Here is a 24,013-nt window from a genome sequence, read left to right on the forward strand (position 1 = left end):
CGGCCCGCCGCTCCGCGGTCGGGCTGGTGCCGGGGCGCTGAGCCTCAGTCGGACCCGGTGCGCCGGGGCCCTGCGGGGTGGAGTCCTTCGGCGTGGAAGGCGAGCAGCCGCACCGCGGCGTCGACGCTCGCCGACAGGATCTCGTCCGGGTCACCGGTCAGGGCCAGCCTCCGGTGCCCGGCGTCGTCGGCGGTCGCCCAGCCGAGGTACACCGTGCCCGCGGGGTGGCCGCCCTCCGGACCCGGTCCGCCCACGCCGGTCGTCGAGACGCAGATGTCGGCGTCGAAGAGCTCCCGCGCCCCCCTGGCGAGCTGCTCCGCGCAGGCGGCGGAGGTCGGGTCGGTGCCCGGGGTGAGCCCCAGCACCCTCTCCTTGACCTCCGTGAAGTACGCGACGATGCCGCCGGCGAACCAGCCCGAGGCGCCCTCGCCCGCACCGATCGTGTTCGCGAGGCGTCCGGAGGTGAGCGACTCCGCCACGCTCACGCGCAGACCTCGACTGCGGGCGAGCTCGCCCAGGTGTTCGAGGTCGGGGGTCTCGTTCGGTGCGGTCATCGGGGCGCTCCTCTCGTCGGTTCCCCTACGCTACGGACCCCGCGGCGCCCTGTCGCAGGGGATTGACAACGGCGTCCGCGTCAAGCCCCTGGAGGGCCGTCGTCCCGGGCGCCATCGTCGAGGGAGTCGCACCGACGAAGGAGGCGGACATGGCGGAGGACACGCGGGACACCGCCGGAATGCGGGCGGTCTTCTGGATCTGGGCGGGGATCATCGGCGTCGGTCTCGCCGTGATGATCGGCCTGCCGCTGGGAGGGCGATGACGATGGGCTCGCGGATCAAGGACCACGCCCTCAGCCTCTTCTTCCTCGCGCTCTTCGCGCTCGCGCTGGCAGGCCAGGCCGTCGCCGGCTACCTCCGCAACAACGACGAGCTCCTCGATCATGGGCGGCCCACGATCGGCTTCGGCGACTTCCTCTGGTCGTCGGACTTCGCCGTGGACGTCGCCGAGAACTGGCAGTCGGAGTTCCTGCAGTTCTTCCTCTTCATCGCCGCGACGATCTGGTTCGTGCAGAAGGGGTCGCCGGAGTCGAAGAAGCCCGGCGACGAGGGCCCGGGCAGTGACGCGGATCAGCTCGTCGGCGCGCACGCCCGCCCGGACTCTCCGCGGTGGGCCCGGGCGGGCGGATGGCGAGCGGCGGTGTTCGGCAACTCGCTGCTGCTCGTGATGGGGGCGGTGTTCGTGCTGTCCTGGTTCGCGCAGTCGCTCGCCGGGACGGTCGTCATGAACGAGGAGAACGCGATGCACGGCCTCGCCGCGATCACCTGGGGTGACTACGTGACCAGCTCCGACTTCTGGGACCGCACGCTGCAGAACTGGCAGTCCGAGTTCCTCGCGGTCGGGACGATGGTCGCGTTCGCCATCTACCTGCGGCAGCGGGGGTCAGCGGAGTCGAAGCCCGTCGGCACCCCGCACCATCAGTCGGCCTTGGAATCCGACTGAGACCGCTCGTCGTTGACGTCGGCCTGCGAGAGCCGCTCGTCGTCGGCGTCGTAGCCCGGACGCGCCTCCTGCAGCGGCTGGTCGGAGTACTCGCCGCCCTGGCGTCCGCCGAAGGGACGGCCGTGGTCGGCGAACTCCTCGCGGGCGAAGACCAGCTCCCACGGGCCCACCGTGAAGCGCGATCCGGTACGCAGCGTCTCCGTGCGCTCGCCGGGGTGGGTCGCGTCGGCGTCGGGGTTGGAGTTCATCTCGCCGTCGGCGTGCAGGGTCACGACGTACTCGTCGCGGTCGTCGTGCACGACCGTCGCATGGACGGGCTCGGTGTCGGCCAGGCGCAGCTCGTTGCCCGCGGCGGAGCCGATGCGGACCTCCTCCACGTCGAGCGCGAACTCCGTGCGCTCGTCGTCGCGCCGCACGCGCAGTCGCGGGTTGCCCGCGCCGCGCTCGGCGTGGGTGGTGCCGGGCGTGTAGCCCTCCTCGGGACGGTCGTCGATGTGGCGGTCAGTCATGGCGGTGCCCTCCTCGGGTGTCGATGATTCGAGGCTAATCGCCGCGCGGATCGTGCGCAGGGCCTTGACTTCGGCATCCGTGCCTCCCTTGCCGGTTGATTTGCCGTGCGCCCCGTCCGAGGGCTTACCCTCTACCCATAGGCCGATCCCGGCAGTGGCCGCCGGGCTGAGGACCACCCGACCGAGGAGCATCACCCGATGGGCAAGTTCATCTACGAAGGCAGCGTGAAGACCGAGATCGAGGACCGGGCGCTCACGCACCTGCAGCTCGTCATCACGGCCAAGCTGCGTCGCGGCGAGCCGTTCCCGTTCAGCTGGCGCGAGGACGCCAGCGTCGGCGGCGGCCGGACCACCGTCTGGATCCAGCCGGGCAGCTCGCTCGTCTTCAAGTACTTCGGCAGCCGCCAGCCCGCCGTCAACCGGGCCTGGGTCGAAGCGCTCGCCTTCACCGCGAACTCCCCCAGCGGGCTCTACCTCGTCCCCGAGCCCGCCGAGGGTGCCGAGCCCCCGCACGGCGACGTCCCCTCCGCCGGCTGACACCCGCTTTCGCGGAGACCGCCCCGGGCTGTCAACCCCCTGCCGTCCGCCCTCCGAAGCCGCGAGGCTCGATCACGACCTGATCGACAGCCCATGACAGGAGGAGCGGACATGACCGACACCACCCGCGACGGCGGCCTCACCGACCCCCGACACGCCCACCACGGGGACGGATTCCCGGCGCAGAGCCAGGACCAGCCGGGCTTGACCGAGAAGACGACCCCGGAGCCGGACCACGGCGAGCAGTCCTACGTCGGCCACGGGCGGCTCGAGGGGCGGCGTGCCCTCATCACCGGCGGCGACTCCGGCATCGGACGGGCGGTCGCCATCGCCTTCGCCCGCGAGGGTGCCGACGTGGCCATCGTGCACATGCCCGAGGAGCAGGCGGACGCAGAGGAGACGCTCGCGCTCGTCCGCGAAGCCGGTCGCACCGGCGTCAGCATCCCGGGCGACGTCCGCGAGGAGGCCTTCGCGACCGACGCCGTGCACCGCGCGCGCCGCGAGCTCGGCGGCCTCGACGTGCTGGTCCTCAACGCGGCCTATCAGCACGACATCGACGGGTTCGAGAACCTCGACACCGAGAAGATGCGCCGCGTGTTCGACACGAACCTCGCCGGCCTCGTGTTCTCGGCCCGTGCCGCCTTCCCCGACCTCGAGCCCGGATCCAGCATCATCGTGACCTCGTCGGTGCAGTCGGCGCAGCCGTCACCGGGGCTTATCGACTACGCCATGACGAAGGCGGCGCAGGTCGCGTTCGTCAAGGCGCTCGCCGAGGAGGCCGGGCCACGCGGCGTGCGCGTCAACGCCGTCGCGCCGGGCCCGATCTGGACGCCGCTGATCCCCGCGACCGGATGGGGGCCGGAGCGCCTGGAGACGTTCGGTCAGGACACCCCGCTCGGACGCGCGGGGCAGCCCGCAGAACTCGCCGGCGCGTACGTGTACCTCGCCTCGGCGGAGTCGTCGTACGTATCCGGCGCGGTGCTCGCGGTGACGGGTGGCAAGCCGCTCTGATCCGCGCGAGGACGGCGCAGGCGGCGGGGAGGCGGGGCCCCGCCGCCTAAGCTTGTCTGGTGCAGAGACCCGCGGCATCCGGACCCCTCGTGGGCGTCGCGCTCGTCATCGGATCCTGCCTCTCGCTGCCGTTCGGCGCCGCCGTGGCCGCGCAGCTCTTCCCCGTCCTCGGGCCGTGGGGCGTGACGTCGCTCCGCGTCGCGATCGCCGCGCTGCTGCTGGTCGTCATCGTGCGCCCGCGGCCCCGCGCCTGGACCCGGTCGCAGTGGCTCGCCGCCGTGCTGTTCGGGGTGTCCCTGGCCGCGATGAACGGGTTCTTCTACGCGGCCATCGACCGTATCCCCCTGGGGCCGGCCGTGGCCATCGAGTTCCTCGGGCCCCTCGTGCTCGCCGCCGTGCTGACCCGTCGTCTCGCCGACGCGGTCTGGGTGGGCGTGGCCCTGCTGGGCATGGCGCTGCTCGGGGTCGACGGCCTCGTCGGCGCCGAGCCCCTCGATCCGCTCGGCGTGGTCTTCATCCTCATCGCGGCCGGGTTCTGGGTCATGTACATCCGGATGAGCGCGCGCGTCGGCGCCCTCATTCCCGGCAGCAGCGGGCTCGCGATGGGACTCGTCGTCGCGGCCGTGCTCCTCATCCCCGTGGGCGTGCCCGCGGCGGCGACGGTGGCGCTGGACCCGCAGCTCCTCCTGCTCGCCGCGGTCACCGCAGTGCTGTCGTCCGTGATCCCGTACAGCTTCGAACTCGCGGCGCTCCGACGGCTCCCGCAGCGGGTGTTCGGCGTGCTGCTGAGCCTGGAGCCCGCGTTCGCGACCCTCGCCGGGTGGCTCATCCTCGGACAGGACGCCACGCCGCTGCGGCTGCTCGCGGTGGCGCTCGTGATCGCCGCGAGCGTGGGGACGACGCTGGGCGTGCGCCGCGACCGGAGGGATGACGGCCCCGCGGGACCGTTCACCGCGCCGATCCCGCTTCCCGACTGACGCCCTTCCGGTCGGGCGGCTCTCATGCGCGGACGGCCACCGGCTCCGGCAGCGGGTAACGGCGGCGCAGGATCACCCGCTGCACGAGGGTCCACACCACCGTGACCGTGAGGTAGAGCGCGGCGGCCAGGGGCACGAAGGCCGCGAAGACCGCGGTGAGGTAGTGCAGCGCCGCCATCATCCGGAGCATGCCGGGGGAGCTGAGCGGGGAGTCGTCGCCCTCGACGGGGGCCGGTCGGAACACCCGCCGGGTGACCTCGGCGGTGGCGATCATCACGGCCAGCAGCACGCCGAAGACCGCGAACGTCGCCGGGGTCGCGGTGCCGCCGAACAGGGCCGACACCAGGCTCGTGCCGAGCGGGGCGCCGAAGAGGTCGTGGGTGAGCAGCTCGTTCGGGTGTCCGGCGATCTCCGGTCGCAGGAACAGTGTGTAGAGCAGGCCGACGACCGGTGCCTGCGCCAGCACGGGCAGCATCCCGGCGAAGGGCGAGGTGTTCTCGGCGCGGTAGAGCGCCATCATCTCCTGCTGCAGGCGCTCCGGGTTCTTCCGGTGGCGCTGCTGCAGCGCGCGCAGCTTCGGGGCGAGGCGGGCCCTGGTCTGCTCGGCCCGGGCCTGGGAGATGCCGACGGGGATGAGGAGGGCGCGCACGAGGAGGGTCACGAGGACCACGGCGAGGGCGGCGGCGGAGGGGCCGGCGAGGGGTTCGAGAAGGGTGGAGAGGCCGTTCAGGGCACCGTAGGCGGCGTCCAGGAGCGCGGCGAGGGGAGGGAAGGCGAAGATGTCCACGGGAAGGTCCGTTCGGTGAGGTCGGGAAGGGTCGGCGAAGGCCGCGCGGTCCCGGTCGGACGGACTACGCGGCGGTCGCGACTCCCGGCGCTCGCGGACGAGGGTGTCCTGCGGCATCCGGATCGCTCTGCGGGAGGAGCGTTCCGACATCGATCGCCCGCAGCGGGTGCGGGGCATCGGCGGAGGTCTGGTGGCGCACGCTCAGCACGAGCGCGAGTGTGAGGACGGTGACGGCGAGCAGCGCGATCGCGAGGCCGAGCGCGGCGGCATCCGGCACCGTCACGAGGCCGATCGCGGCCGCGACGAAGCCGAGCATCTGCCCGAACCACTCGCTCATGCCGCGAGCTTACCCCGTTCGAATCGCCTGAATTGCTGTATCCGGGCCGCCGATGGAGCCATTCAGGCGATTCGAAGGGCGTACGGTCGGGGTATGGCGACAGAACTTCTGGGAGTCGAGCATCCGATCGTGCTGGGACCGTTCGGGGGGAGCTCGTCGGTGGAGCTGACGGCGGCGGTCAGTGCGGCCGGCGGGCTGGGGTCGTACGGGCTGTATGGGTACGACGGCGACCGGATCCGCGCGGTCGGAGCCGAACTGCACCGCGCCACCGACCGTCCCTTCGCCCTGAACATCTGGCTGCCCCTGGGGGATGAGGTCGCGCCGAACCCGCAGCACGCGGTCTTCGCCCAGGCGCTGGAGCCGTTCTACGAGGCCGTCGGGGTTTCGGTGCCGGCCCGCCCCGAGCGCTACACCCCCGACCTCGACGAGCAGCTCGACGCGGTGTGGGAGGTCGCCCCGGCTGTGCTGAGCGTGGTGTTCGGAGTGCCGTCCGCCGCTCTCGTCGCCGAGGCCCGGGACCGCGGCATCCGCGTCGTGGGCACCGCCACCACCGTCGCGGAAGCCGTCGCGGTCGCCGAGGCCGGAGTCGATGCGGTCGTCGCCTCGGGAGCCGAGGCGGCCGGGCATCGCGTGTCCTTCCTCCGCCCCGCTGCCGAGTCGCTCGTGGGCACCGTCGCGCTCGTGCCGCAGGTCGTGGACGCCGTCGACGTGCCGGTCATCGCCGCCGGCGGGATCGCGGACCGCCGCGGGGTCGCTGCGGCCTTCGCCCTCGGTGCCTCCGGCGTGCAGGTGGGGACGGCGTTCCTCGCGACCGCCGAGTCCGCCGCGACGGCCGCGCACCGCGACGCCATCCGGACCACCGCCGCCGACGAGACCGTGCTGACCAGGGCGATGAGCGGACGACTCGCCCGCGGAGCCCGCAACCGCGCGGTGCGGGCGATCGAGGCGAGCGGCACGATCGCCCCGTTCCCGATGCAGAACTGGCTCACCGGGCGCTTCCGCACGGCGGCAGGAGAGCAGAATCTCGGCGAGCTGCAGTCGCTGTGGATGGGGCAGGCCGCCCCTCTCGCCCGGGGGACGACCGCCGCCGAGGTCTTCGCAGAGCTTGCCGCCGGAGTCCCCACCCGGTGAGGAACGCCAGGTTCCTGGCTAGAATGGCGTCATGTCCACGCAGAACGTTCTGGAAGCGCGCAACAACCTCTCGCGCCTGATCGCCGAGTCCCAGGCGGGTGAGGACGTCGTCATCACGAAACGGGGCACTCCCGTCGCCCGTCTGGTCCCCATCGGGACGGTCGACGTGGTGCGGAGCGGCCGCCTCCTCGTCGAGTGGATCGAACAGCATCCGCTTCCGCCGCGGCTCGCACGGACCGCCGAGGAGCTGGACGCTCAGGTCGTCGAGAACCGGGACGCCTGGGAATGATCTATCTCGACTCCTGCATCCTCATCTACGCCATCGAGGACCGCGGTCCGAGGGGCGATGCCGTGCGTCAGGCGCTCCGCGACGTCGATGACGAGGTGGCGTCGAGTCCGCTGGCGCTCCACGAATGCCTCGTGCTCCCCGCCCGCGAGCGCAATCCGGAGCTCCGCGATCGGTACCTGGCTCTCTTCGAGCGCATGGAGATCGTCGCGCTCGATACGGCCGCGTTCGTCCGGTCGGCCGAACTCCGGGCCGACTTCGGCCTGAAGACCCCTGACGCGCTGCACCTCGCCGCCGCACAGCTGTCGGGGTGCACGGAGCTGTGGACGAACGACAAGCGCCTCGCAGCCGCGTCGCACGGGCTCGCCGTGGACATCCTCGACCGCTGAGTGGCGGAGCGCTACAGGATGACGGTCGAGCGGCCGTGAACGATAACCCGGTCCTCGGCATGCCACTGCACGGCCCGTGCCAGCACCAGACGCTCGACGTCGGCGCCCCGGCTCTGCAGCTCGGCCGCGGACTCGGAGTGCGTGACCCGCGTGACGTCCTGCTCGATGATGGGCCCCTCGTCGAGGTCGGCCGTGGCGTAGTGCGCCGTGGCCCCGATCAGCTTCACGCCGCGCTCCTTCGCCCTGGCGTAGGGGTTCGCGCCGATGAAGGCGGGCAGGAACGAGTGGTGAATGTTGATGACCGGAGCCTCGAGCCGCGTGATGAAGTCGTCGCTGAGGATCTGCATGTACCGGGCGAGCACGACGAGGTCGACGTTGCCGCGGAGCAGGTCGAGCTGACGCTCCTCCATCGCCTGCTTGTCCGTCGAGGGGATGTGCACGAACGGCACGCCGAAGGAGCGGACGGCCTCGGCGAGGTCCGGGTGGTTCGAGACGACCATCGTGATGTCGATGTCGAGCTGACCCCGCTGCGTGCGCCACAGCAGCTCCATTAGGCAGTGGTCGTACTTCGAGACGAAGATCGCCACGCGCTTGCGGCGCGCGACGTCGTGCAGCGACCACTCCATGCCGAAGCGCTCCGCGACCGTCGCGATGTCGGCCTCCAGGGCGGGGCGCGCGGCGGACAGACCGTCGAGGTGGATGACCGTCCGCTGGAAGAATCGGCCACCCTCGGAGTCGGTCGAGTGCTGGTCGAGCGAGATGATGTTGGCCCCGTGCCGGGCGAGCACGCCGGCGACCGCGGCGACGATGCCGGGCTGGTCGTCGCAGGCGATCAGCAGGCGGGCGGTATCGGGCTGGGTCATGGCTGCTCCTCGGGGTGTGCATCGATTCTGCCGTGCCGCGCGGGTGGGGAGCGAATCGCCCGCGGCGTCGCTACCCTGAGACCGTGGATGCGAGCGACGTCGGACTGGTGCTGATCCCGCTGCTGGCGGTGGCCGCACCGCTTCTCGCACGCGGCGTCCGTCCGCTCGTCCGGGTGCCGATCGTCGTGTTCGAGCTCGTCCTCGGGATCCTCGTCGGTCCCGCCGTGCTCGGCTGGGTGGAACCAGGACCCCTCCTGGAGAAGCTCAGCGACTTCGGCCTGGCCGTGCTGTTCTTCGTCGCCGGCTCCGAGATCGACTTCCGCCAGGTGGCAGGGAAGCCCCTGGCCCGGGCGTCGCTGGGCTGGCTGCTCAGCGTGCTGCTGGGCATCGGGCTCGGATTCTTCTTCGCCCCGGGCGAGGGGATGGTGGTCATCGGGATCGCGTTGAGCTCGACCGCTCTCGGCACGCTGATGCCGATCCTGCGCGATGCGAAGGAGCTGGACACTCCGTTCGGCCGTGCCATCAGCACCATCGGCGCTGTGGGGGAGTTCCTGCCGCTGATCGCGATCTCGATCTTCCTCAGCACCCGGACGACACCCCTGGCGACGGCGGTGCTGCTGACCTTCGTCGTGCTGGCGGGACTCGCCGTCCTCGTCGCGCACCGGGTGCCGCACGGGCGCCTGCACGGCATCGTGCGCGCGACCCTCCACACCTCCGACCAGTTCGGGGTGCGCTTCGTGATCCTCCTCATCGCGGCCCTCGTCGGCCTCAGCGTGATGCTCGACCTGGACATGCTCCTCGGCGCCTTCGTCGCGGGGGCCATCTGGCGCATCATCATGGCGCGGGCGCCCGAGAAGGATGCGGCAGAGGTCGAGAGCAAGATCGAGGGGCTGGCTTTCGGCTTCCTCGTCCCGGTGTTCTTCCTCTACACGGGGGTGACCTTCGACCTGCAGGCGCTGCTGACGTCTCCCTCGGCGATGTCCCTGGTGTCGGTGTTCCTGCTGGCGCTCCTGGTGATCCGCGGGTCGGCCGCCCAGCTGTCCGCTCCGGCGGGGGCGAGCGGACGCGACCGTGCCGCGCTCGGCCTGCTCGCGGCCACCGGGCTGCCGATCATCGTCGCGGTCACCGCGATCGGCGTGGATCAGGACATGCTCGACTCCGGGACCGCGGCCGCGCTCGTCGGGGCGGGCATGCTGTCGGTGCTCCTGTACCCGCTGATCGGGATGACGCTGCGTGGCGATCGTGCCCAGGTCGCCGGCCCGCGCCTCGCCGACCAGACCACGCTGGGGGAGCTGTGAGCACCGCCTCAGGCCTCCTGACCCAGGCCGTGCAGGATCTCGCCGGCGCACCCCGCGAGGGCCTCGGCGAGGAGAAGGACTCGCGCTGGCGCGGGCGGCGGATCGTCCGGGTCGGCGAGGCCTGGCACCTCGGCGTCATCCTGCTCACCGACACGCATGCCCTGGCGACGGCGGAGGTGCTCCGCGCGGCGGACCCGGGGCGTCGGGGATACACCGCCGAGTCGGCGCGCGCACGGGCCGAGCGCCGGGCCCTCGCCTCCGCGGCGGCTTCCGCGAAGGGGATGTCGTGCACGTCGGCTGGAGCGTGATCGACGTCGACGCGGTGGACGCCGGAGGCTCCTCCGGTCCGCTCGCGCTCATCGACGGCGTGCCGTCGGTGCGCTGGAGTCAGGCGGGCGGTTTCATGCCGCTGGAGGCTTACCTGCGTGAGCGCGTCCCGCTGCTCCGCGGCGACTCGCCGTCCTGATCTCAGCCGAACAGCTCGGCGAAGCGGCGGAGCAGGGCGGTGCCCTCGGTGACCGAGGCCGCGAGGACCTCTTGCTGCACCGCGTCGAACTGCGCCGGATCGAAGTACCCCGTGGTGCGGTAGAACGTCATCCGGTCGGCGAAGTCGCGCGGTGTCGGCTCGGGATGGAACTGCGCGGCGTACAGGTGGGTGCCCACCCGGTAGGCCTGCACGGGGCAGGTCGCGTTGGTGGCGAGCAGGACGGCCCCGGGCGGGGTCGTCGCGGCGCTCTCCTTGTGCGCGGTGAACACGGTGAGCGCGGGGCCGGAGGGGCCGAACACGGGATCGACCGCGCCGTCGGGCGTCGTGTCGATGACCGTCGCGCTCGCCGCCTCCGGCATGGTCGTCACGACCTCGCCGCCGAGGAGCCGGGTGAGCACCCCGATGCTGAAGCAGGTGAAGAACGCGGCGATCCGCTGTTCCCGTGCGGCGCGGGCGAGCGTCTCCAGATCGGCCTCCACGCGCCGCTGCACCGGGGTCTTCTCGACGTCGGTGACGTTGAAGGGAGAACCGCCGATGACGACACCGCGGTAGCGGTCGAGATGGGCTTCGGTCAGCGGCTCGTGCAGCAGATCGAGACGATCGACCACGTCGACTCCGAGCGCCCGCCGGAACGAGGCGTGCTCGGCATCCGCCGCCCCGGTCTCGGGTCGCACGCAGACGTAGAGAAGCGAGGCCATCAGGCGATTCTAACGAGGGGGAGGGTGCCGGCCCGACGGCTCAACGCGAGGAGTTCGCGGTGCGGCCACGGACGATCCCGACGAACGTCTCCACATCGGGCGTCGTGCGGGCACGGGGCCAGGCGAGGGCCACGGTCGAGACCGGGCCGTCGGCGAGGACCCGGTAGTCGGCGTCCTTCCGGTGGTGCAGTCGGGCCAGCGACATCGGCACGAGGACGATGCCGACACCCGTCGCCACCGTGGCGATCGCGTCGGCGGTCGACAGGGGTCCGCCGCGTGCAGGGACGGTGCCCGGCACCTCCACCGGCCCGAGCACGTCGTCGGACAGGGAGTGCAGCACCTCGCCGTCGAGGTCGGCGGTCGTCAGCTCGTCCGCCGCGAGCAGGTGCGAATCGGTCGAGGCCACGACGACCGGGACCTCGTCGTACAGCGCGATGACGTGCAGGGCCGCGTCGTCCAGCGGGAGCCGCACGAGGGCCGCGTCGAGATCGTCGAGCGCCTCTCGCTGCCCGGCGACCTCGATCGGGACGAGCTCGAGGGCCACGTGGGGCAGACGCCTCTTCCAGGTGTCGATCCACCTGCCCGGCGTCGCTCCGGGCACGGCGCCGAGGCGGAACGTCCGCGGTTCCTCGGGTGCGGCGGCCGGAGCGTCGAACACGACCTTCTCGGTGCGGGGTGCGCGGCGCGAAGCCGGCTTCCCCTGGCGTGAGCCGCTGCCCGCGGCACGGCCCCGGTGGGCGGGTGAGCCCTTGCCGGAGCCCTTCGCGGGTCGTTGTCCGTGGTGCGCCATGGGATCCAGGCTACTCGGCGTCCTCCGAGTCCTCGGCGGGGGAGTTCCGCTGGGTCCGCCGGACCAGTCCGGCGACACCGCCTACGAGGAACAGGGCCCCCGCCGTGAGGAGCACGATCGTGAGCAGGGTGGCGGGAGTCATCGTCGCCACGCCGTCGGCCAGCGCGGCGCGGCGCTCCGCGTCGGCGAGGAACCACAGCGCCCCTGCGGCGACCGCGGCGAAGGTCATCCCCCAGATGACGGCTGCCCAGCGCACCCGGGGTGCGGTGATGTTCTCGGTGCTCATTCCTGGCCCTCCTCGGGCTCCTGCAGGGTCACGACGATGAGGCCGCTCGCCTGGTCGATGGTCACGGGCTGGATCGTGGAGGGACTGCCCTCTCCGGCGGAGATGTTCGCGGAGATGACGTTCTCCTCGCCCCGCGGCGTCGCGGCGATGACGCCGGTGTCCATGACCATCGGATCGTCCGGGTCGACGCGGATCCAGCTCACCTCCACTCCGTCGCCGACGGTGCCGCGCAACTGCAGCTGCACGCCGGCGTCGACGAAGATCTCGGTCCGGCCCGAGCCCTTCTCGATCTCGATGGGGCGGGGGCCGCCGTCGTGCCGGTGGAGCTGCAGGTACAGGTCGCCGAACGGCTGTCGCACGTGCGCCTCCTGGTTGTTCGTGAGCGAGGCGTACCCGAGGGTGAGGCCGGGCATCGTGGACAGGAAGCCCGTGAGGAGACCGGCGGCCAGCGTCAGCACGGTGAGGAAGGCCAGGGCGCCACTGCGGCGACGGAGGGCTCCGGCCGTGATCATCGCCAGGGCCAGGACCAGCGCGCCGGACAACAGCCCCAGCGCGCCGCCGAGGGCTTCACCGACGGCGAGTCCCACGCCGGCGCCGACGACGATCGCGAGTCCGAGGGCGGTCATGACGAAGGCGAAGCCGGCGCGCGGATTCGACGCGCGGCGGATACGTCGGCGCTCCGCGGCTGCGGCGGCGAACACGGACGCCTCGGCCTGACGCTCCCGGCGGAGCTGGTCGCGTGCGGCGCGCTCCGCATCCTGCTGCTGGCGGCGCCAGGCCTGATCCTGCTCCTTCCAGGCGGCGTGCTGGGCGCGCCACGCCTCCAGTGCGGCGGGGTCCTGGGTACCCGGAGGCAGGGGGGCCGGAGGTGCGGGGATGGCGAGGACGTCGTGCCCGACGGCGTCGGCGAGCGGTACCAAGACCGGAGCGTTCGTCGCCGGGGAAGGAATGGCGTCCGCCCCCGTGGCGGGACCCGAACCCGCGTCGGGGACGGACGCAGCCGGGGCCGCCGGATCTGCGGAAGCCCCCGCCAGGTCCGGCGCGGAAGCGCCCGGAGTGCGGCGCGCGGCACGCACGATGAGGAAGAGCAAGGCGGCGGCGAGCACGAGCCCGACCACCCAGGTGACCGTCGACAGCGCCGACCAGCCGTCGTAGCCGAGTCCGAACAGGCGCCCGGTGAGCGGCGCCGTCGGGAAGAGGCCGATCACGGCGACAGCGAGGATGCCGAGCTGCACGGGGTCGTACCGGCGCTGCAGCAGATCGCGCAGATGCACGCGGCCGTCGACGTCCGGCAGCACCGCCCAGGCGAGGGCGTACAGGAACAGGGCCGGAAGACCGAAGAGGGCCGCGACGACGAGGACCCCGCGCACGATCAGCGGATCGATGCGGAGGCGGATCGCGATGCCGGCGGCCACGCCACCCAGCCAGCCGTCCGTGCGGACCACACCGAGGCCGGCGACCCACAGCAGGAATCGGTCGGCGCCTCGCGGTCGGCGGGGGGCATCCGGTGCCGGCGCCTCGTGGTCGGCGGGCGGTGGCGGAGCGGTCGGAATCGTCATGAGTCGATCCTCGCGGTCGGCGGTGCCGTGGGGCCATGGGGGGATCCCCTGAGCGCACCCTGATTCCGCGCCGGGGAGGTCCCGGAGAGGGGAGGCGGATGATTGGATGACGGTATGCCCTCCGCCGTCTCCACGCTCCCCGGCCCCGCGCCGGCGACCGTGCGTCCGGCGCTGACCCGCGATCGCGAGGCTCTCGTGACCGGAGTGAGCGCCGGGCTCGCGCGACACCTCGGAGTGCACGTGGGCCTGGTGCGGGCGCTGTTCGTCGCCCTGACGCTCTGCGGGGGTGCGGGTGTGCTCCTGTACGCCTGGTGCTGGACCTTCATGCCGTGGTCGGAGGGGACGACGGCGACGCGTCGCCTCCCGGTCGCCTGGCTCCTGCTGGTCCCCGCGGCCGTCGGCGCCCTCGTCGTCGTGGTGTGGCGCGGGGGCAGCGACTGGCTGAACGGCTCGATCCCTCCGGGAACGGCGGCCGTGGTCGTCGGCGGCACCACGCTGTGCGCGACCGCCTCCGGGCTGTGGGCGACGCTCATCGATCGCACCGACACGGCCCGCGGTCCTCGGCACACCACCACCGTCCGCATCCTCGCGGTGCTCATCCTCGGCCTCGTGGTCCTCCTGCTCCTCTCGTGGCCGATCGCACGCTCGGGCGTCGTGCTCGTGCTGCTCCCGCTGACCGGGCTGGTGGCGGTGGTGGCCTCGGCCCTCATCCCGCGCTGGCGGGAGCTCGCGGGGGAGCGCGTGCGTCGCATCCGAGAGGAGCAGCGCAGCGTCATGGCCGCCCACCTGCACGACTCGGTGCTGCAGACGCTCGCCCTCATCCAGAACCGGGCCGGGGCATCGAGCGAGGCGGCACGGCTGGCCCGTGCGCAGGAGCGGGAACTGCGCGCGTGGCTGTACGACGGCGATGCCCCGGCCGACAGCGACCTGCCGACCGACCTGCGGGACTACGCCGGAGCGCTCGAGATCGACCACCCGGTCCGGATCGACGTGGTCTCCGCCGGGCTGTCGGCGGAGCGGGCGAGCGGGGAACTGGCGGCCGCGGCCCGGGAGGCGATGCTGAACGCCGCCCGGCACGCGGGCGGCGAGATCTCCGTCTACATCGAGGGTCGGGTCGATGGCGTCGACGTGTTCGTCCGCGATCGCGGTCCCGGATTCCGGCTCGACGAGGTGCCGGGCGACCGTCTGGGGGTGCGGGAGTCGATCATCGGGCGCCTGCGTCGCGCGGGTGGCACGGGTTCGGTGCGCAGCGACGACGCCGGTACCGAGGTGCATCTGCGCCTGCCCACCGTCTCGTCCCCGGAGCGGGGCGCCGGCCGACAGGAGCCCCGTGGCTGACCGCCTCCGCGTCGTGCTCGTCGACGACCACTCCATCTTCCGCTCGGGCCTGCGGGCCGATCTCGATGCGAGCGTCGAGGTCGTGGGCGAGGCGGCGGACGTGCCCTCGGCGATCGCCACGATCGTGCAGACGGCCCCCGACGTGGTGCTCCTCGATGTGCACCTCCCCGGCGGTGAGGGCGACGACGCGACGGGTGGGGAGGCCGTGATCCGAGGGACGCGACCGACCACGACGCGGTTCCTCGCCGTGAGCGTCTCCGATGCGGCGGCCGACGTCGTCCGGGTCATCCGGGCCGGGGCGCGCGGCTACATCACGAAGGGCTCTTCGGGCCGCGAGGTGAGCGACGCCGTGCGCGCCGTCGCCGAGGGGGACGCGGTGTTCTCGCCGCGGCTCGCGGGATTCGTGCTCGACGCGTTCGGCGCCGTGGCCGGCGAGACCGCCACCGCGACGGACGAGCTCGACCGCCTCTCCTCGCGCGAGCAGGAGGTGATGCGACTGATCGCCCGCGGCTACGCCTACAAGGAGGTCGCCGCCGCGCTGTTCATCTCCATCAAGACCGTGGAGACCCACGTCTCATCGGTGCTGCGCAAGCTGCAGCTCTCCTCCCGCCACGAGCTCACCGCCTGGGCGTCGGAGCGGCGACTGCTCTGAGAGCGGTCAGGCCGCCAGCCACAGGCCCTTCTGATCGGTGGCGACGGTGAGCCCCGCCGCGACCGTCTCGTCGTCGCCGATGCGGGCGCCCCGCACGATGCGGGCCCCGGCGCCGATGTCGGTGCGGACGCCGACGTGCGCGTGATCGCCGATCGCTGCGCCCTGCCCGACGTGCGCGTGGGCGTCGATGTACGCGCCCTCGCCGATCACGGCATCCTCGTCCACCCACGCACCGCGGGCGATGATGGCCCCCGCCCCGACGCGTGCTCCCGGTTCGATGTAGGCTCCCGCCTCGATGTGCGCCTTCGGATGCACCTTGGCGCCATGCGCGACGAGACCGCGACCGTTGGCGTGCTTGCGGTACCGCAGCGTCGCTCCATGGTCGTTCTCGATGTCGACGTAGTTCTTGCCCACGATTCCTCCCGTGCTCCGGAGTTCTCCGGATATATCAACAACCACGGGAGGGGGAGATTCATTCCCGCGGATGGATACGGCTCAGCGCTGGCACCGAGGGCACCAGAACGTGATCCGCTCTCGGGTGGGATCCGCCCCCAGCTCCCCGCGACGGATGAGCGTTCCGCAGCGTCGGCAGGGGCGTCCGGAGCGTCCGTAGACCCACGTGGCCTGCCCGGGGCGGTCGATGCCGGTGAAGGTGCGGTTGCGACGGTCGCGGTTCGCGCGGATGGTCCGCACGCCCAGGTCGAGCAGGGCGGCGACGTCGACCTCCGGGGTCGGCGTGGTCGGCAGGATTCCGCGGAGGAACAGGAGTTCTGCCGCGTACTCGTTGCCGAAGCCCGCGACGTTGCGCTGATCGAGCAGGGCGACGTGGATGGCCCGAGTGTCTGCGCCGAGTCGTCGCACGGCCTCGATCGGGTCCCAGTCGGCGGCGAGCGGATCGGGGCCGAGGTAGCCGACGAGGTCGTCCTCGTCGCGAGTGGGGACGACCTCGACTTCGGCGATGTCCACGCCCACGGCCTCGCGTTCGGCCGTGCCGACGATCGCCCGCACCTTGAACGCGGGATGCCGCCACTTCTCACCGGGCCGGTACACGAACCAGGCGCCGTCCATGCGCAGATGCGAATGCAGCGTGCTCTCGCCGATCCGCAGCAGCAGGTGCTTCCCGCGAGGGACGGCGCCCTGCACGCGCTGCCCGGTGAGGTCGAGGGTCGCGAAGCGCGGAACACGGAGGTCGAAGCGGGTCACCTCCCCGCCCGCGAGGGCCTCGTCCAGACGGCGGGCCGTGCGGAAGACGGTATCGCCCTCGGGCATCAGGCGACCCCGGGTGTGCGGTCGTGCGGTCCCGGGGTCGGCGCGGGGGCGGCGACGGCGAGCGGGGTGCGGACCTGCATGTCGCGTGCCAGCATCGTGCTTCCCGCGACCGCGGCCGGCATCACGGCGACGGCGCCGCCCGGGATGAGGAAGCAGAGCTGGGTGGCCACGCCGAAGCCCAGCACGCGGGCGCGACTGCCCGAGAACAGCGCAGCGCGAGCGGCGGGGCTGAGATCCCGGGCATCGAAGGCGCGACCGGTCAGCTCCCGCGCGAGCAGGCGGCCCGTGAGGACGACGCCGGACACCGCGCCGAGGACGCCGCCGACACCGGGAACGAGGCCGATGAGGAGCACGAGGACGGCGATCAGGATGCCGAGCACGACGAGCCGGAGCCCTTCGCCGACGGTGGTCCAGAAGCTGCCGCCGTCGGCGGGGGGCGGGTCGCCGAGATCCTTCTCCACGGCGTGCCAGATGCGCTGGTAGAACGGGTCGCCGATCGTGAGGGCGAGGGCGCTGAACACGGAACTGGCCAGAGCGAGCGCGGCGGCGACCACCACGAGGCTGACCGCGGTCCGCAGGAAGCCGCGCCAGGGCTCCACCCAGCCGTCGGCGAACGGGGTGAGCCAGGCCGACAGCGAAGGCATCGACAGGATCAGCGGCACGAGGACGGCGGCGAGGAGCACGAGCGCGATGATCGCGGGGACGAGCCCGAGCGCCATCAGCCCCGGACGGGTGCGCCACACGCCGAACCCGCGGAACAGGGTGCGGACGCCGGCGGCGAACTCTCGGATCATGGCTCCAGGGTAGGGGTGGTCAATAGTGGTAGCGGGCTTGCAGGATGGTCACGTGGCGATCGGTCGCCGTGTAGACGAGGCGATGAGCTTCATCGATGCGCCGAGACCAGGCGCCGGCGAGGGCGTGCTTGAGAGGCTCGGGCTTGCCGATCCCCTGGAAGGGGTCGTCGCGGAGGGTGTCGGCGATCAGAAGGTTGATCCGTTTGAGAGTGCGCCGGTCCTCGGCCTGCCAGTGGACGTAGTCCTCCCATCCCTCCGGCGTCCAGACGAGCAGCCGAGTCGTCATGCCTCGTCGAGGTCGTGCTCGGAGACATCGCCGTCGCGGGCAGCGGCGAGGGCGCTGAGGAGTCGCCCGGCGTTCGCGGGCGAGCGCAGCAGATAGCTCGTCTCCACCAGGGAGTCGTACTCCGCCTTGGACATGAGGACGGCGCTGCCGCGGCGCGACGTGATCTCGACCTCGCTGTGATCCAGGTTGACCCGCTCGATCAGGCCGAACAGATCCCGCCGCGCTTCGCTCGTCGTGATGGCCATGTCGTTCCCTTCTGGTACGGAATATGGTACCACTCGTGTCGTGGTGATGCCGGGGTCAGACGGCCTTGCGGAGCGTGAAACCGCGCGGGGTCTGCACGAAACCCGCCTCCTGCAGAGCCCGCCCGAGGATCGTGCCGTACACCCCCTCACCGTTCACCTTCTCGACGGTGAGGGTGTCGAGGCGGCGGTCCCTGGCCGTCGTCGCGAGGTCGGCGGCGGCGGCCTGCAGCACCTCCTCGTCGTCCGTGAAGCACAGCACGGTCCGTCCGCCGCGCTCGAGCGACAGGACGAGGGCGCCGTCGACGAGCACCACGAGCCCGCCGGCCTTGCGCCCCGGGCGATGCGACACGCCCTCGAGCTTCGGCCACCCGAGCGCCGCACCGTACGGGTTCGCCGGGTCGGTGGCCGCCAGGGTGACGGCCTTCCGCGGCGGGGGGTCGGCGAGGCCGGCGTACGTGCGGAGACGGTCGACCGTGGCCGATGCCGCGAACTGTGCGGCGCCGAGCTTCTCGATCACGTAGCCGCGACGGCAGTGCCCCGCCTCCTCGAACCCGGCCAGCACGCGGTACGCCTGCGCGAAACCGCCGGGGACGCCCTCCGACTGCACGGCTCCGCGGGTGACCACCCCGTAGCGGTCGAGGAGCAGCCCGGCGGTGACGGTCGCGCGGCGCGCCGGATCGGTCTCGACCTCGGGGAGCAGCGACCACCGACCGCCGATGGAGGTCGGGCGCGGCGCGGTGCGCGTGAGCGACATGCCGCGATAGGTGCGCGCACGCGGAGCGCGGCGCTTGACCTTGTGGGCCTGAGAGCCCCCGGTCAGCAGCGAGCGGATCGGCGCGAACGTGTCGTTGGTGACGTGCCCGGACCAGGTCAGCGACCAGAGGGCCTCCAGCACCGACTGCTCGTTCTCGGCGCCGGTCATCTCCTTGAGCTGCGCGGCGAAGTAGGCGCCACCAGCCGCGAGGGCCGCGAGGAGGCGCGCCTCCAGCGACTCCGCGGCGATCTCCGCGTCCGGATCGGGCAGGGTGAACGGGGCGAGATCGGCCGGGTGCAGCGAGACCCACCCGTCGCGCCCGGGGAGCGTGCCGTGTCCGGACCAGATCACTTCGCCCGCGGCCGTGAGCTCGTCGAGCATCGCCGGGCTGTAGTCGCGCACCCGCGACGGCAGGACGAGCGACTCCCAGGCGCTGGCCGGGATGGGCACGCCGGCGAACTGCTCGATCACCGTGAGCACGCCGTCGATGCCCTCCAGGGGCCGACCGAGGTGCTGCCAGTCCGGCAGGAACCGCGCATAGGCCTCCGGGGAGACCGGTTCGACCGACCCGCGGATCGCCGCGAGCGACCGCATGCGCAGCCGCCGCAGCACCTCGGTGTCGCACCACTCGATGTCGTCGCCGCTGCCGGCCGCGGTGGGGAGGAAGTACCCGCTCGTGAGGCGGCCGTTCGTCTCCAGGCGCTGCAGGGTGTGCCGGGCGACCGCGGTGCCGAGGCCGAAGCGCTCAGCGACGGCTGCGGTGGTGAACGGGCCGTGGGTGCGGGCGTGACGGGCCACGAGGTCGCCCAGGGGGTCTGCCAGGGGCTCGAGGAATGCCACGGGGATGCCGGTCAGCAGGGCGGCCCCGAGAGCGTCGCGCAGGCGCCCGGCGTCCTCGATCGCGGCGACCCTGGCAACGCCGGCGATCGTGACGGGGATGGCCCGCCGCGCGGTCACGAGGTCGTCGAGCAGCGTCGCCGCGGTCGCTCCGCCGGTGGACTCCGGATCGAGGCGTGCCGCCACCTCGTCCGCGTCGAGCGGGCCGAGCAGCCGGAGCAGGTCGGCGACGCCCTCCAGGCCGCGCGCCCGACGCTCCGGGTCGAGGCGCTGGGCCTCGCGCTCGAACTGCGCGATGACGTCGGGGTCGAGGAGCTCGCGCAGCTCGACCGTGCCCAGCAGCTCGCCGAGGAGCGCCGGGTCGACGGAGAGAGCGGCGGCGCGGCGTTCCGCGAGCGGCGAGTCGCCCTCGTACATGAACGCGCCGACGTAGCCGAAGAGGAGGTCGCGCGCGAACGGCGACGGTTGTCCCGGCTGGGTCTCGACGAGGCGGATGCGACGGTCGGCGATGCTCGTCGCGAGCTTCCGCAGCGAGGGCAGGTCGTAGACGTCCTGCAGCACCTCGCGCAGGGTCTCCAGGATCACGGGGAACGTCGGGTGCCGGCGTGCGACCTCGAGGAGTTGGGCTGAGCGCTGGCGCTGCTGCCACAGCGGCGTGCGGCGGTTGGGGTTCGTGCGGGGCATGAGCAGCGCCCGCGCGGCGCACTCGCGGAACCGCGAGGCGAACAGCGCCGAGCCGCCGACCTCCTGCGTGACGAGCTGCTCGAGCTCGTCGGGGTCGAACACGAAGAGCTCCGCCCCGGGCGGGTCCGACTCGGCGTCGGGGATGCGGACGATGATGCCGTCGTCGCTGGCCACCGCGGAACCCTCGACGCCGAGACGCTCCCGCACTCGCGCATTGATCGCGAGCGCCCAGGGCGCATGCACCTTCATGCCGTACGGGGAATGCAGGATGACCCGCCAGTCGCCGACCTCGTCATGTCCGCGCTCGACGGTCAGGGTGCGGTCCGTCGGCAGGGTGCCCGTGGCCTCCCGCTGCTCGGAGAGATGCGCGAGGAGGTTCGCGCGCGCCTGCTCGTCGAGCCCGGCCGCGATGAGACGCTGCTCCGCCTTCTCCGGCTTCGCGGCGGACACCTCGCGGGAGAACGCCCCGAGCGCCTCGCCCAGCTCGAACGGGCGGCCGATGCCGTCGCCGTGCCAGAACGGCACCTTGCCGGGCTGGCCGTAGGCGGGGATGACGTTGACGCGGTCGTGGGTGATCTCGGCGATGCGCCAGCTCGTCGTGCCCAGGGTGAACACGTCGCCGACGCGGGACTCGTAGACCATCTCCTCGTCGAGCTCACCCACTCGGGCGCCCGTGGACTCGCCGGCCACGAAGACGCCGAAGAGGCCGCGGTCGGGAATGGTGCCGCCGCTGGTGACCGCGATCCGCTGTGCCCCAGGGCGGCCCGTGAGCGTGCCGGCGTCGCGATCCCAGACGAGGCGCGGCCGCAGCTCGGCGAACTCGTCGGAGGGGAAGCGGCCGGCCAGCAGGTCGAGCGTGGCCTCGTACGCCGAGCGGGGGAGCGACTGGAACGGGGCCGAGCGGCGGACGGTCTCGAACCACTCCTCGACGCTGATGGGGGCCAAGGCGCTGGCGGCGACGGTCTGCTGGGCGAGGATGTCGAGCGGGTTCCGCGGCACCTGGATGGCCTCGATCCTCCCCGCCAGCATCCGCTCCGTCACGATCGCCGTATGCAGCACGTCGCCCCGGTGCTTCGGGAACAGGGCTGCGCGGCTGATCTCGCCGACCTGGTGCCCGGCCCGTCCCACGCGCTGGAGCCCGGAGGCCGCGGACGGCGGCGCCTCGACCTGGATCACGAGGTCGACGGCGCCCATGTCGATGCCGAGCTCCAGGCTGCTCGTGGCGACCACGCAGCGGAGTACCCCTGACTTCAGCTCCTCCTCGACCTGCGCGCGCTGCTCTTTCGACACCGAGCCGTGGTGGGCCTTGGCGAGCACGGGATCGGCGCCGGCGGTGGACCCCGCCTGCGCCATCATGGCGGCGGGCACAGTCGGCTCCGGAAGCGCGACCCCGATCCGCTCCGCATAGATCTCGTTCAGCCGTCCGGTCAGCCGTTCCGCGAGGCGGCGGGAGTTCGCGAAGACGATTGTCGAGTTGTTCTGGAGGATGCGGTCGACGATCGCCTCCTCGACGTGCGGCCACACCGAGCCGGTGACCTCGGTGTACTCCGCATCGATCCCCGGGGCCTCCGGCGGCGCCCCGGGCGGGGGTGGCGGGTTGGTCATGTCGTCCATCGGCACCACGACGCCGAGCTCGAAGGTCTTCGATGCCGGGGGAGCGACGATCTCGACCGGGTCGGCGCCGCCGAGGAACCGCGCCACCTCGTCGATCGGACGGACGGTGGCCGAGAGGCCGATGCGCTGCGCTGCGGTCTCCGCGCCGTGGGATCGGCGGAGGGCGTCGAGGCGCTCCAGGCTCACCGCGAGGTGCGCGCCGCGCTTGGTGGCGGCGACCGCGTGCACCTCGTCGATGATGACCGTGTGCACGTCGCGCAGGGTGTCGCCGGCCCGGCTCGTGAGCATGAGGTACAGCGACTCGGGCGTGGTGATGAGGATGTCGGGGGGATCGGACACGAGCTTGCGGCGATCGCTCGACGTGGTGTCGCCCGAGCGGACGCCCACCGTGATGCCGGGGGCGGTGAGACCGAGCCGCCGCGCGGACTGGCCGATGCCGATGAGGGGCGAGCGCAGGTTGCGCTCCACGTCCACGCCGAGAGCCTTGAGCGGCGAGATGTAGAGGATCCGCGTGCGGGACCCGTCCTTCTTCGGCTCCTCCGGAGGGTCGGCGCGCTCGCGGAACACGCTGTCGATCGCCCAGAGGAACGCCGACAGGGTCTTGCCGGAACCGGTCGGGGCGACGACGAGGGCGTGCTTGCCGGCGGAGATCGCCTCCCACGCGCCCGCCTGCGCCGGTGTGGGGGCGGTGAAGGCACCCCGGAACCAGTCCTGTGTGGCCGGGGTGAAGCGGTCGAGCACGTCGCTCATGCCTCCATCATTCCCGACCCCACCGACATCCGGCTCGGACCTTGACACCCGGCTGCCCCGCCGCACGACCCTGTTCCGCCCGCACGACGGAACCACGCTTCCGGTCGTGCGGGCGGACCCAGGTCGTGCAGGCGGAACGAGGGATGGGGTCACCCGACCTCCCGCAACCCGCCGTCGGCATCGATCTCCAGGGTGAGGTCGAGGTCGAGCCGGGCGAGGAAGGCGTCGTCGTGGCTCACGACGAGCACCGCCCCTCGGTAGGCCCGCAGCGCCTCGACGAGCTGGTCGACCGTGTCGAGGTCGAGGTTGTTCGTCGGCTCGTCGAGGACGACGAGGTGCGGCGCCGGATCCGTGAGGAGCAGCCGGGCCAGGGCGACCCGGAACCTCTCCCCGCCGGAGAGCGCCGACACCGGGCGGTCGGTCGTCCCGCCCCGGATGAGGAACCGGGCGAGCCGGTTGCGGAGCTCCTTCTCCGGGACCTGCGGTGCCGCGGCGGCCACGTTCGCGAAGACGGACAGGCTTTCGTCGAGACCGTCGACGCGCTGCGGGAGGTAGCCGATCCGGTCGGTGAGCGCCTCCGCCCGGAGCTCCGGCCGTTCACAACTCAGGAGATCGCGCCCGATCTCCGCCTCCGGCGTCGGATTCGGACGTTCCGGCGCCTCTTGTCCTGAGTTGTGCACGGCCCCGTCGACCAGCCGCTCCAGCAGCGTCGTCTTGCCGGCGCCGTTGCGGCCGATGAGAGCCACGCGCTCCGGACCCTGGATCACCCACGACCGTTCCGGATCGCCGAGCTCGGCGATCCGGCGGCTCCGCGACACGTCGGGGTCCGGCAGCTCGATCTTCATCGACGCGTCGGAGCGGACCCGTCGTCCCGCGGCATCGTGTGCCGCGCGGGCCGCGTCCTCCTTCGCGCCGACCTCGGTGCGCAGCCTCCCCGCGGACACCTCGGCGGCCATCTTCCGACCGTGCGCGACGATCTTCGGGACGCGCTTCTCGACCTCGGCCTTCTTCGCAGTCCGGGCGCGGTGGGCGAGCTTGACCTCGGCCTCGATCCGCTGGCGCTTCTCCTTGCGGAGCACCTGGGCGGCGGCGACCTCGGCCTGCTTCGCCGCGTCCTGCTCCGCGTCGAGCCACGCGCGCCACTCGGAGTAGGGGCCGCCGAACACGGAGAGGTTCCGTCCGTACAGCTCGGCGGTGTCGTCCATGAGCTCGAGCAGAGCGAGGTCGTGGCTCACGACGATGAGCGTGCCCTTCCACGACTGCACCATCGCGGCGAGGGCCGCCCTGGCGTCGCGGTCGAGATTGTTCGTCGGCTCGTCGAGGAGGGTGATGGGAGCCCGCCGCAGCC

At 72.4% G+C, this 24,013-nt stretch carries 28 protein-coding genes; 12 read left to right on the forward strand and 16 right to left on the reverse strand.

Annotated features, from left to right (window positions below):
- Positions 1-44: 44 nt before the first annotated feature.
- The gene (locus DW296_RS02080) at positions 45-554 is read right to left on the reverse strand and encodes a CinA family protein (RefSeq protein WP_062633002.1); all 510 of its coding nucleotides are present in this window, start codon (positions 552-554) and stop codon (positions 45-47) included.
- Positions 555-819: 265 nt separating this feature from the next.
- Between DW296_RS02080 and DW296_RS02085 the strand changes: the two genes are divergently transcribed.
- Positions 820-1,497 (forward strand): DUF6766 family protein, encoded by a 678-nt coding sequence (locus tag DW296_RS02085; protein WP_136050904.1) that lies wholly within the window; start codon positions 820-822, stop codon positions 1,495-1,497.
- Here DW296_RS02085 and DW296_RS02090 read toward each other — a convergent pair.
- Complete coding sequence (locus tag DW296_RS02090; RefSeq protein ID WP_136050882.1) at positions 1,473-2,006, reverse strand: FHA domain-containing protein; 534 nt, start codon at positions 2,004-2,006, stop codon at positions 1,473-1,475. The genes DW296_RS02085 and DW296_RS02090 overlap by 25 nt on opposite strands.
- Before the next feature lie 198 nt (positions 2,007-2,204).
- Between DW296_RS02090 and DW296_RS02095 the strand changes: the two genes are divergently transcribed.
- From DW296_RS02095 to DW296_RS02105, 3 genes are all read left to right on the forward strand, one after another.
- Positions 2,205-2,543 (forward strand): DUF7882 family protein, encoded by a 339-nt coding sequence (locus DW296_RS02095; protein ID WP_062632996.1) that lies wholly within the window; start codon positions 2,205-2,207, stop codon positions 2,541-2,543.
- 111 nt (positions 2,544-2,654) lie between these two features.
- Positions 2,655-3,554, forward strand: a complete 900-nt coding sequence (locus DW296_RS02100) for an SDR family oxidoreductase (RefSeq protein WP_136050883.1) — start codon at positions 2,655-2,657, stop codon at positions 3,552-3,554.
- Positions 3,555-3,613: 59 nt separating this feature from the next.
- Complete coding sequence (locus DW296_RS02105) at positions 3,614-4,531, forward strand: EamA family transporter (protein ID WP_136050884.1); 918 nt, start codon at positions 3,614-3,616, stop codon at positions 4,529-4,531.
- Positions 4,532-4,553: 22 nt separating this feature from the next.
- Here the strand turns inward: DW296_RS02105 and DW296_RS02110 are convergent, their stop codons facing one another.
- Together DW296_RS02110 and DW296_RS02115 are read right to left on the reverse strand one after the other, a co-directional pair.
- Positions 4,554-5,318, reverse strand: coding sequence for a YidC/Oxa1 family membrane protein insertase (locus DW296_RS02110; RefSeq protein WP_136050885.1), 765 nt, complete (start codon positions 5,316-5,318; stop codon positions 4,554-4,556).
- 64 nt (positions 5,319-5,382) lie between these two features.
- Complete coding sequence (locus DW296_RS02115; RefSeq protein WP_126893882.1) at positions 5,383-5,655, reverse strand: DUF6412 domain-containing protein; 273 nt, start codon at positions 5,653-5,655, stop codon at positions 5,383-5,385.
- Positions 5,656-5,748: 93 nt separating this feature from the next.
- Here DW296_RS02115 and DW296_RS02120 point away from each other — a divergent pair, with 93 nt between their 5' ends.
- The 3 genes from DW296_RS02120 to DW296_RS02130 are packed head-to-tail and all read left to right on the forward strand — an operon-like array spanning position 5,749 to position 7,461.
- Positions 5,749-6,786, forward strand: coding sequence for an NAD(P)H-dependent flavin oxidoreductase (locus DW296_RS02120; protein ID WP_136050886.1), 1,038 nt, complete (start codon positions 5,749-5,751; stop codon positions 6,784-6,786).
- Between the two features lie 31 nt (positions 6,787-6,817).
- A complete protein-coding gene (locus tag DW296_RS02125; protein ID WP_136050887.1) occupies positions 6,818-7,075 on the forward strand; it encodes a type II toxin-antitoxin system Phd/YefM family antitoxin in 258 nt (85 codons plus the stop codon).
- Entirely contained in the window at positions 7,072-7,461 is a 390-nt protein-coding gene (locus DW296_RS02130) for a type II toxin-antitoxin system VapC family toxin (protein ID WP_136050888.1), read from the forward strand. The genes DW296_RS02125 and DW296_RS02130 overlap by 4 nt, the downstream gene beginning before the upstream one ends.
- Before the next feature lie 11 nt (positions 7,462-7,472).
- Here DW296_RS02130 and purU read toward each other — a convergent pair whose 3' ends face one another.
- Positions 7,473-8,324 (reverse strand): formyltetrahydrofolate deformylase, encoded by an 852-nt coding sequence (purU, locus tag DW296_RS02135; protein WP_136050889.1) that lies wholly within the window; start codon positions 8,322-8,324, stop codon positions 7,473-7,475.
- An 83-nt stretch (positions 8,325-8,407) separates the two neighbouring features.
- On the opposite strand from purU, the gene DW296_RS02140 reads away from it, so the two are divergent.
- The 3 genes from DW296_RS02140 to DW296_RS16630 are packed head-to-tail and all read left to right on the forward strand — an operon-like array spanning position 8,408 to position 10,088.
- Positions 8,408-9,622: a cation:proton antiporter gene (locus tag DW296_RS02140; protein ID WP_136050890.1), complete on the forward strand. Its 1,215-nt coding sequence runs from the start codon at positions 8,408-8,410 to the stop codon at positions 9,620-9,622.
- Entirely contained in the window at positions 9,619-9,930 is a 312-nt protein-coding gene (locus DW296_RS02145) for a hypothetical protein (protein WP_240742958.1), read from the forward strand. Before DW296_RS02140 ends, DW296_RS02145 begins: the two co-directional genes overlap by 4 nt.
- Entirely contained in the window at positions 9,927-10,088 is a 162-nt protein-coding gene (locus tag DW296_RS16630; protein ID WP_240742959.1) for a hypothetical protein, read from the forward strand. Before DW296_RS02145 ends, DW296_RS16630 begins: the two co-directional genes overlap by 4 nt.
- 2 nt (positions 10,089-10,090) lie before the next feature.
- Here DW296_RS16630 and DW296_RS02150 read toward each other — a convergent pair whose 3' ends face one another.
- The 4 genes from DW296_RS02150 to DW296_RS02165 are packed head-to-tail and all read right to left on the reverse strand — an operon-like array spanning position 10,091 to position 13,442.
- Positions 10,091-10,807, reverse strand: coding sequence for a glutamine amidotransferase-related protein (locus tag DW296_RS02150; protein WP_136050891.1), 717 nt, complete (start codon positions 10,805-10,807; stop codon positions 10,091-10,093).
- A 40-nt stretch (positions 10,808-10,847) separates the two neighbouring features.
- Positions 10,848-11,597 carry a LysR substrate-binding domain-containing protein gene (locus tag DW296_RS02155; protein ID WP_136050892.1) on the reverse strand — a complete coding sequence of 250 codons (750 nt, stop codon included), beginning with the start codon at positions 11,595-11,597 and terminating at the stop codon, positions 10,848-10,850.
- Positions 11,598-11,607: 10 nt separating this feature from the next.
- Positions 11,608-11,883, reverse strand: a complete 276-nt coding sequence (locus DW296_RS02160; protein ID WP_136050893.1) for a hypothetical protein — start codon at positions 11,881-11,883, stop codon at positions 11,608-11,610.
- On the reverse strand, positions 11,880-13,442 hold the full coding sequence (locus DW296_RS02165) for a PspC domain-containing protein (RefSeq protein WP_136050894.1): 1,563 nt from the start codon (positions 13,440-13,442) through the stop codon (positions 11,880-11,882). The genes DW296_RS02160 and DW296_RS02165 overlap by 4 nt, the downstream gene beginning before the upstream one ends.
- 114 nt (positions 13,443-13,556) lie before the next feature.
- Here DW296_RS02165 and DW296_RS02170 point away from each other — a divergent pair, with 114 nt between their 5' ends.
- Positions 13,557-14,780 (forward strand): ATP-binding protein, encoded by a 1,224-nt coding sequence (locus DW296_RS02170; RefSeq protein ID WP_136050895.1) that lies wholly within the window; start codon positions 13,557-13,559, stop codon positions 14,778-14,780.
- Positions 14,773-15,432 carry a LuxR C-terminal-related transcriptional regulator gene (locus tag DW296_RS02175; RefSeq protein ID WP_136050896.1) on the forward strand — a complete coding sequence of 220 codons (660 nt, stop codon included), beginning with the start codon at positions 14,773-14,775 and terminating at the stop codon, positions 15,430-15,432. The genes DW296_RS02170 and DW296_RS02175 overlap by 8 nt, the downstream gene beginning before the upstream one ends.
- A 6-nt stretch (positions 15,433-15,438) precedes the next feature.
- Here DW296_RS02175 and DW296_RS02180 read toward each other — a convergent pair whose 3' ends face one another.
- The 7 genes from DW296_RS02180 to DW296_RS02210 all read right to left on the reverse strand — a co-directional run.
- On the reverse strand, positions 15,439-15,846 hold the full coding sequence (locus DW296_RS02180; RefSeq protein WP_136050897.1) for a DapH/DapD/GlmU-related protein: 408 nt from the start codon (positions 15,844-15,846) through the stop codon (positions 15,439-15,441).
- An 81-nt stretch (positions 15,847-15,927) separates the two neighbouring features.
- Positions 15,928-16,701 (reverse strand): DNA-formamidopyrimidine glycosylase family protein, encoded by a 774-nt coding sequence (locus DW296_RS02185; protein WP_136050898.1) that lies wholly within the window; start codon positions 16,699-16,701, stop codon positions 15,928-15,930.
- Positions 16,701-17,495: an EI24 domain-containing protein gene (locus DW296_RS02190; RefSeq protein WP_136050899.1), complete on the reverse strand. Its 795-nt coding sequence runs from the start codon at positions 17,493-17,495 to the stop codon at positions 16,701-16,703. Before DW296_RS02190 ends, DW296_RS02185 begins: the two co-directional genes overlap by 1 nt.
- Positions 17,496-17,514: 19 nt before the next feature.
- On the reverse strand, positions 17,515-17,781 hold the full coding sequence (locus DW296_RS02195) for a Txe/YoeB family addiction module toxin (protein WP_136050900.1): 267 nt from the start codon (positions 17,779-17,781) through the stop codon (positions 17,515-17,517).
- A complete protein-coding gene (locus tag DW296_RS02200; RefSeq protein ID WP_136050901.1) occupies positions 17,778-18,026 on the reverse strand; it encodes a type II toxin-antitoxin system Phd/YefM family antitoxin in 249 nt (82 codons plus the stop codon). The genes DW296_RS02195 and DW296_RS02200 overlap by 4 nt, the downstream gene beginning before the upstream one ends.
- A gap of 55 nt (positions 18,027-18,081) precedes the next feature.
- Positions 18,082-22,665, reverse strand: a complete 4,584-nt coding sequence (locus tag DW296_RS02205) for an ATP-dependent helicase (protein ID WP_136050902.1) — start codon at positions 22,663-22,665, stop codon at positions 18,082-18,084.
- 149 nt (positions 22,666-22,814) lie between these two features.
- Positions 22,815-24,013 (reverse strand): ATP-binding cassette domain-containing protein (locus tag DW296_RS02210; protein ID WP_136050903.1); only part of this gene is annotated, 1,199 nt, incomplete at its 5' end.

Origin of the sequence: Microbacterium sp. K36 (genome assembly GCF_004794355.1) — a bacterium.
GTDB lineage: Bacteria > Actinomycetota > Actinomycetes > Actinomycetales > Microbacteriaceae > Microbacterium > Microbacterium paraoxydans_D.

Bases quoted from the DNA above. Each gene is read 5' to 3' on its own strand.
- DW296_RS02200 (WP_136050901.1), bottom strand. From the start codon at position 18,026: ATGGCCATCACGACGAGCGAAGCGCGGCGGGATCTGTTCGGCCTGATC.
- DW296_RS02130 (WP_136050888.1), top strand. From the start codon at position 7,072: ATGATCTATCTCGACTCCTGCATCCTCATCTACGCCATCGAGGACCGC.
- DW296_RS02195 (WP_136050900.1), bottom strand. From the start codon at position 17,781: ATGACGACTCGGCTGCTCGTCTGGACGCCGGAGGGATGGGAGGACTAC.
- DW296_RS02095 (WP_062632996.1), top strand. From the start codon at position 2,205: ATGGGCAAGTTCATCTACGAAGGCAGCGTGAAGACCGAGATCGAGGAC.
- DW296_RS02190 (WP_136050899.1), bottom strand. From the start codon at position 17,495: ATGATCCGAGAGTTCGCCGCCGGCGTCCGCACCCTGTTCCGCGGGTTC.
- DW296_RS02150 (WP_136050891.1), bottom strand. From the start codon at position 10,807: ATGGCCTCGCTTCTCTACGTCTGCGTGCGACCCGAGACCGGGGCGGCG.
- DW296_RS02205 (WP_136050902.1), bottom strand. From the start codon at position 22,665: ATGAGCGACGTGCTCGACCGCTTCACCCCGGCCACACAGGACTGGTTC.
- DW296_RS02185 (WP_136050898.1), bottom strand. From the start codon at position 16,701: ATGCCCGAGGGCGATACCGTCTTCCGCACGGCCCGCCGTCTGGACGAG.
- DW296_RS02085 (WP_136050904.1), top strand. From the start codon at position 820: ATGGGCTCGCGGATCAAGGACCACGCCCTCAGCCTCTTCTTCCTCGCG.
- DW296_RS02170 (WP_136050895.1), top strand. From the start codon at position 13,557: ATGCCCTCCGCCGTCTCCACGCTCCCCGGCCCCGCGCCGGCGACCGTG.
- DW296_RS02100 (WP_136050883.1), top strand. From the start codon at position 2,655: ATGACCGACACCACCCGCGACGGCGGCCTCACCGACCCCCGACACGCC.
- DW296_RS02090 (WP_136050882.1), bottom strand. From the start codon at position 2,006: ATGACTGACCGCCACATCGACGACCGTCCCGAGGAGGGCTACACGCCC.
- DW296_RS02080 (WP_062633002.1), bottom strand. From the start codon at position 554: ATGACCGCACCGAACGAGACCCCCGACCTCGAACACCTGGGCGAGCTC.
- DW296_RS02155 (WP_136050892.1), bottom strand. From the start codon at position 11,597: ATGGCGCACCACGGACAACGACCCGCGAAGGGCTCCGGCAAGGGCTCA.
- DW296_RS02115 (WP_126893882.1), bottom strand. From the start codon at position 5,655: ATGAGCGAGTGGTTCGGGCAGATGCTCGGCTTCGTCGCGGCCGCGATC.
- DW296_RS02120 (WP_136050886.1), top strand. From the start codon at position 5,749: ATGGCGACAGAACTTCTGGGAGTCGAGCATCCGATCGTGCTGGGACCG.
- purU (WP_136050889.1), bottom strand. From the start codon at position 8,324: ATGACCCAGCCCGATACCGCCCGCCTGCTGATCGCCTGCGACGACCAG.
- DW296_RS02160 (WP_136050893.1), bottom strand. From the start codon at position 11,883: ATGAGCACCGAGAACATCACCGCACCCCGGGTGCGCTGGGCAGCCGTC.
- DW296_RS02125 (WP_136050887.1), top strand. From the start codon at position 6,818: ATGTCCACGCAGAACGTTCTGGAAGCGCGCAACAACCTCTCGCGCCTG.
- DW296_RS02165 (WP_136050894.1), bottom strand. From the start codon at position 13,442: ATGACGATTCCGACCGCTCCGCCACCGCCCGCCGACCACGAGGCGCCG.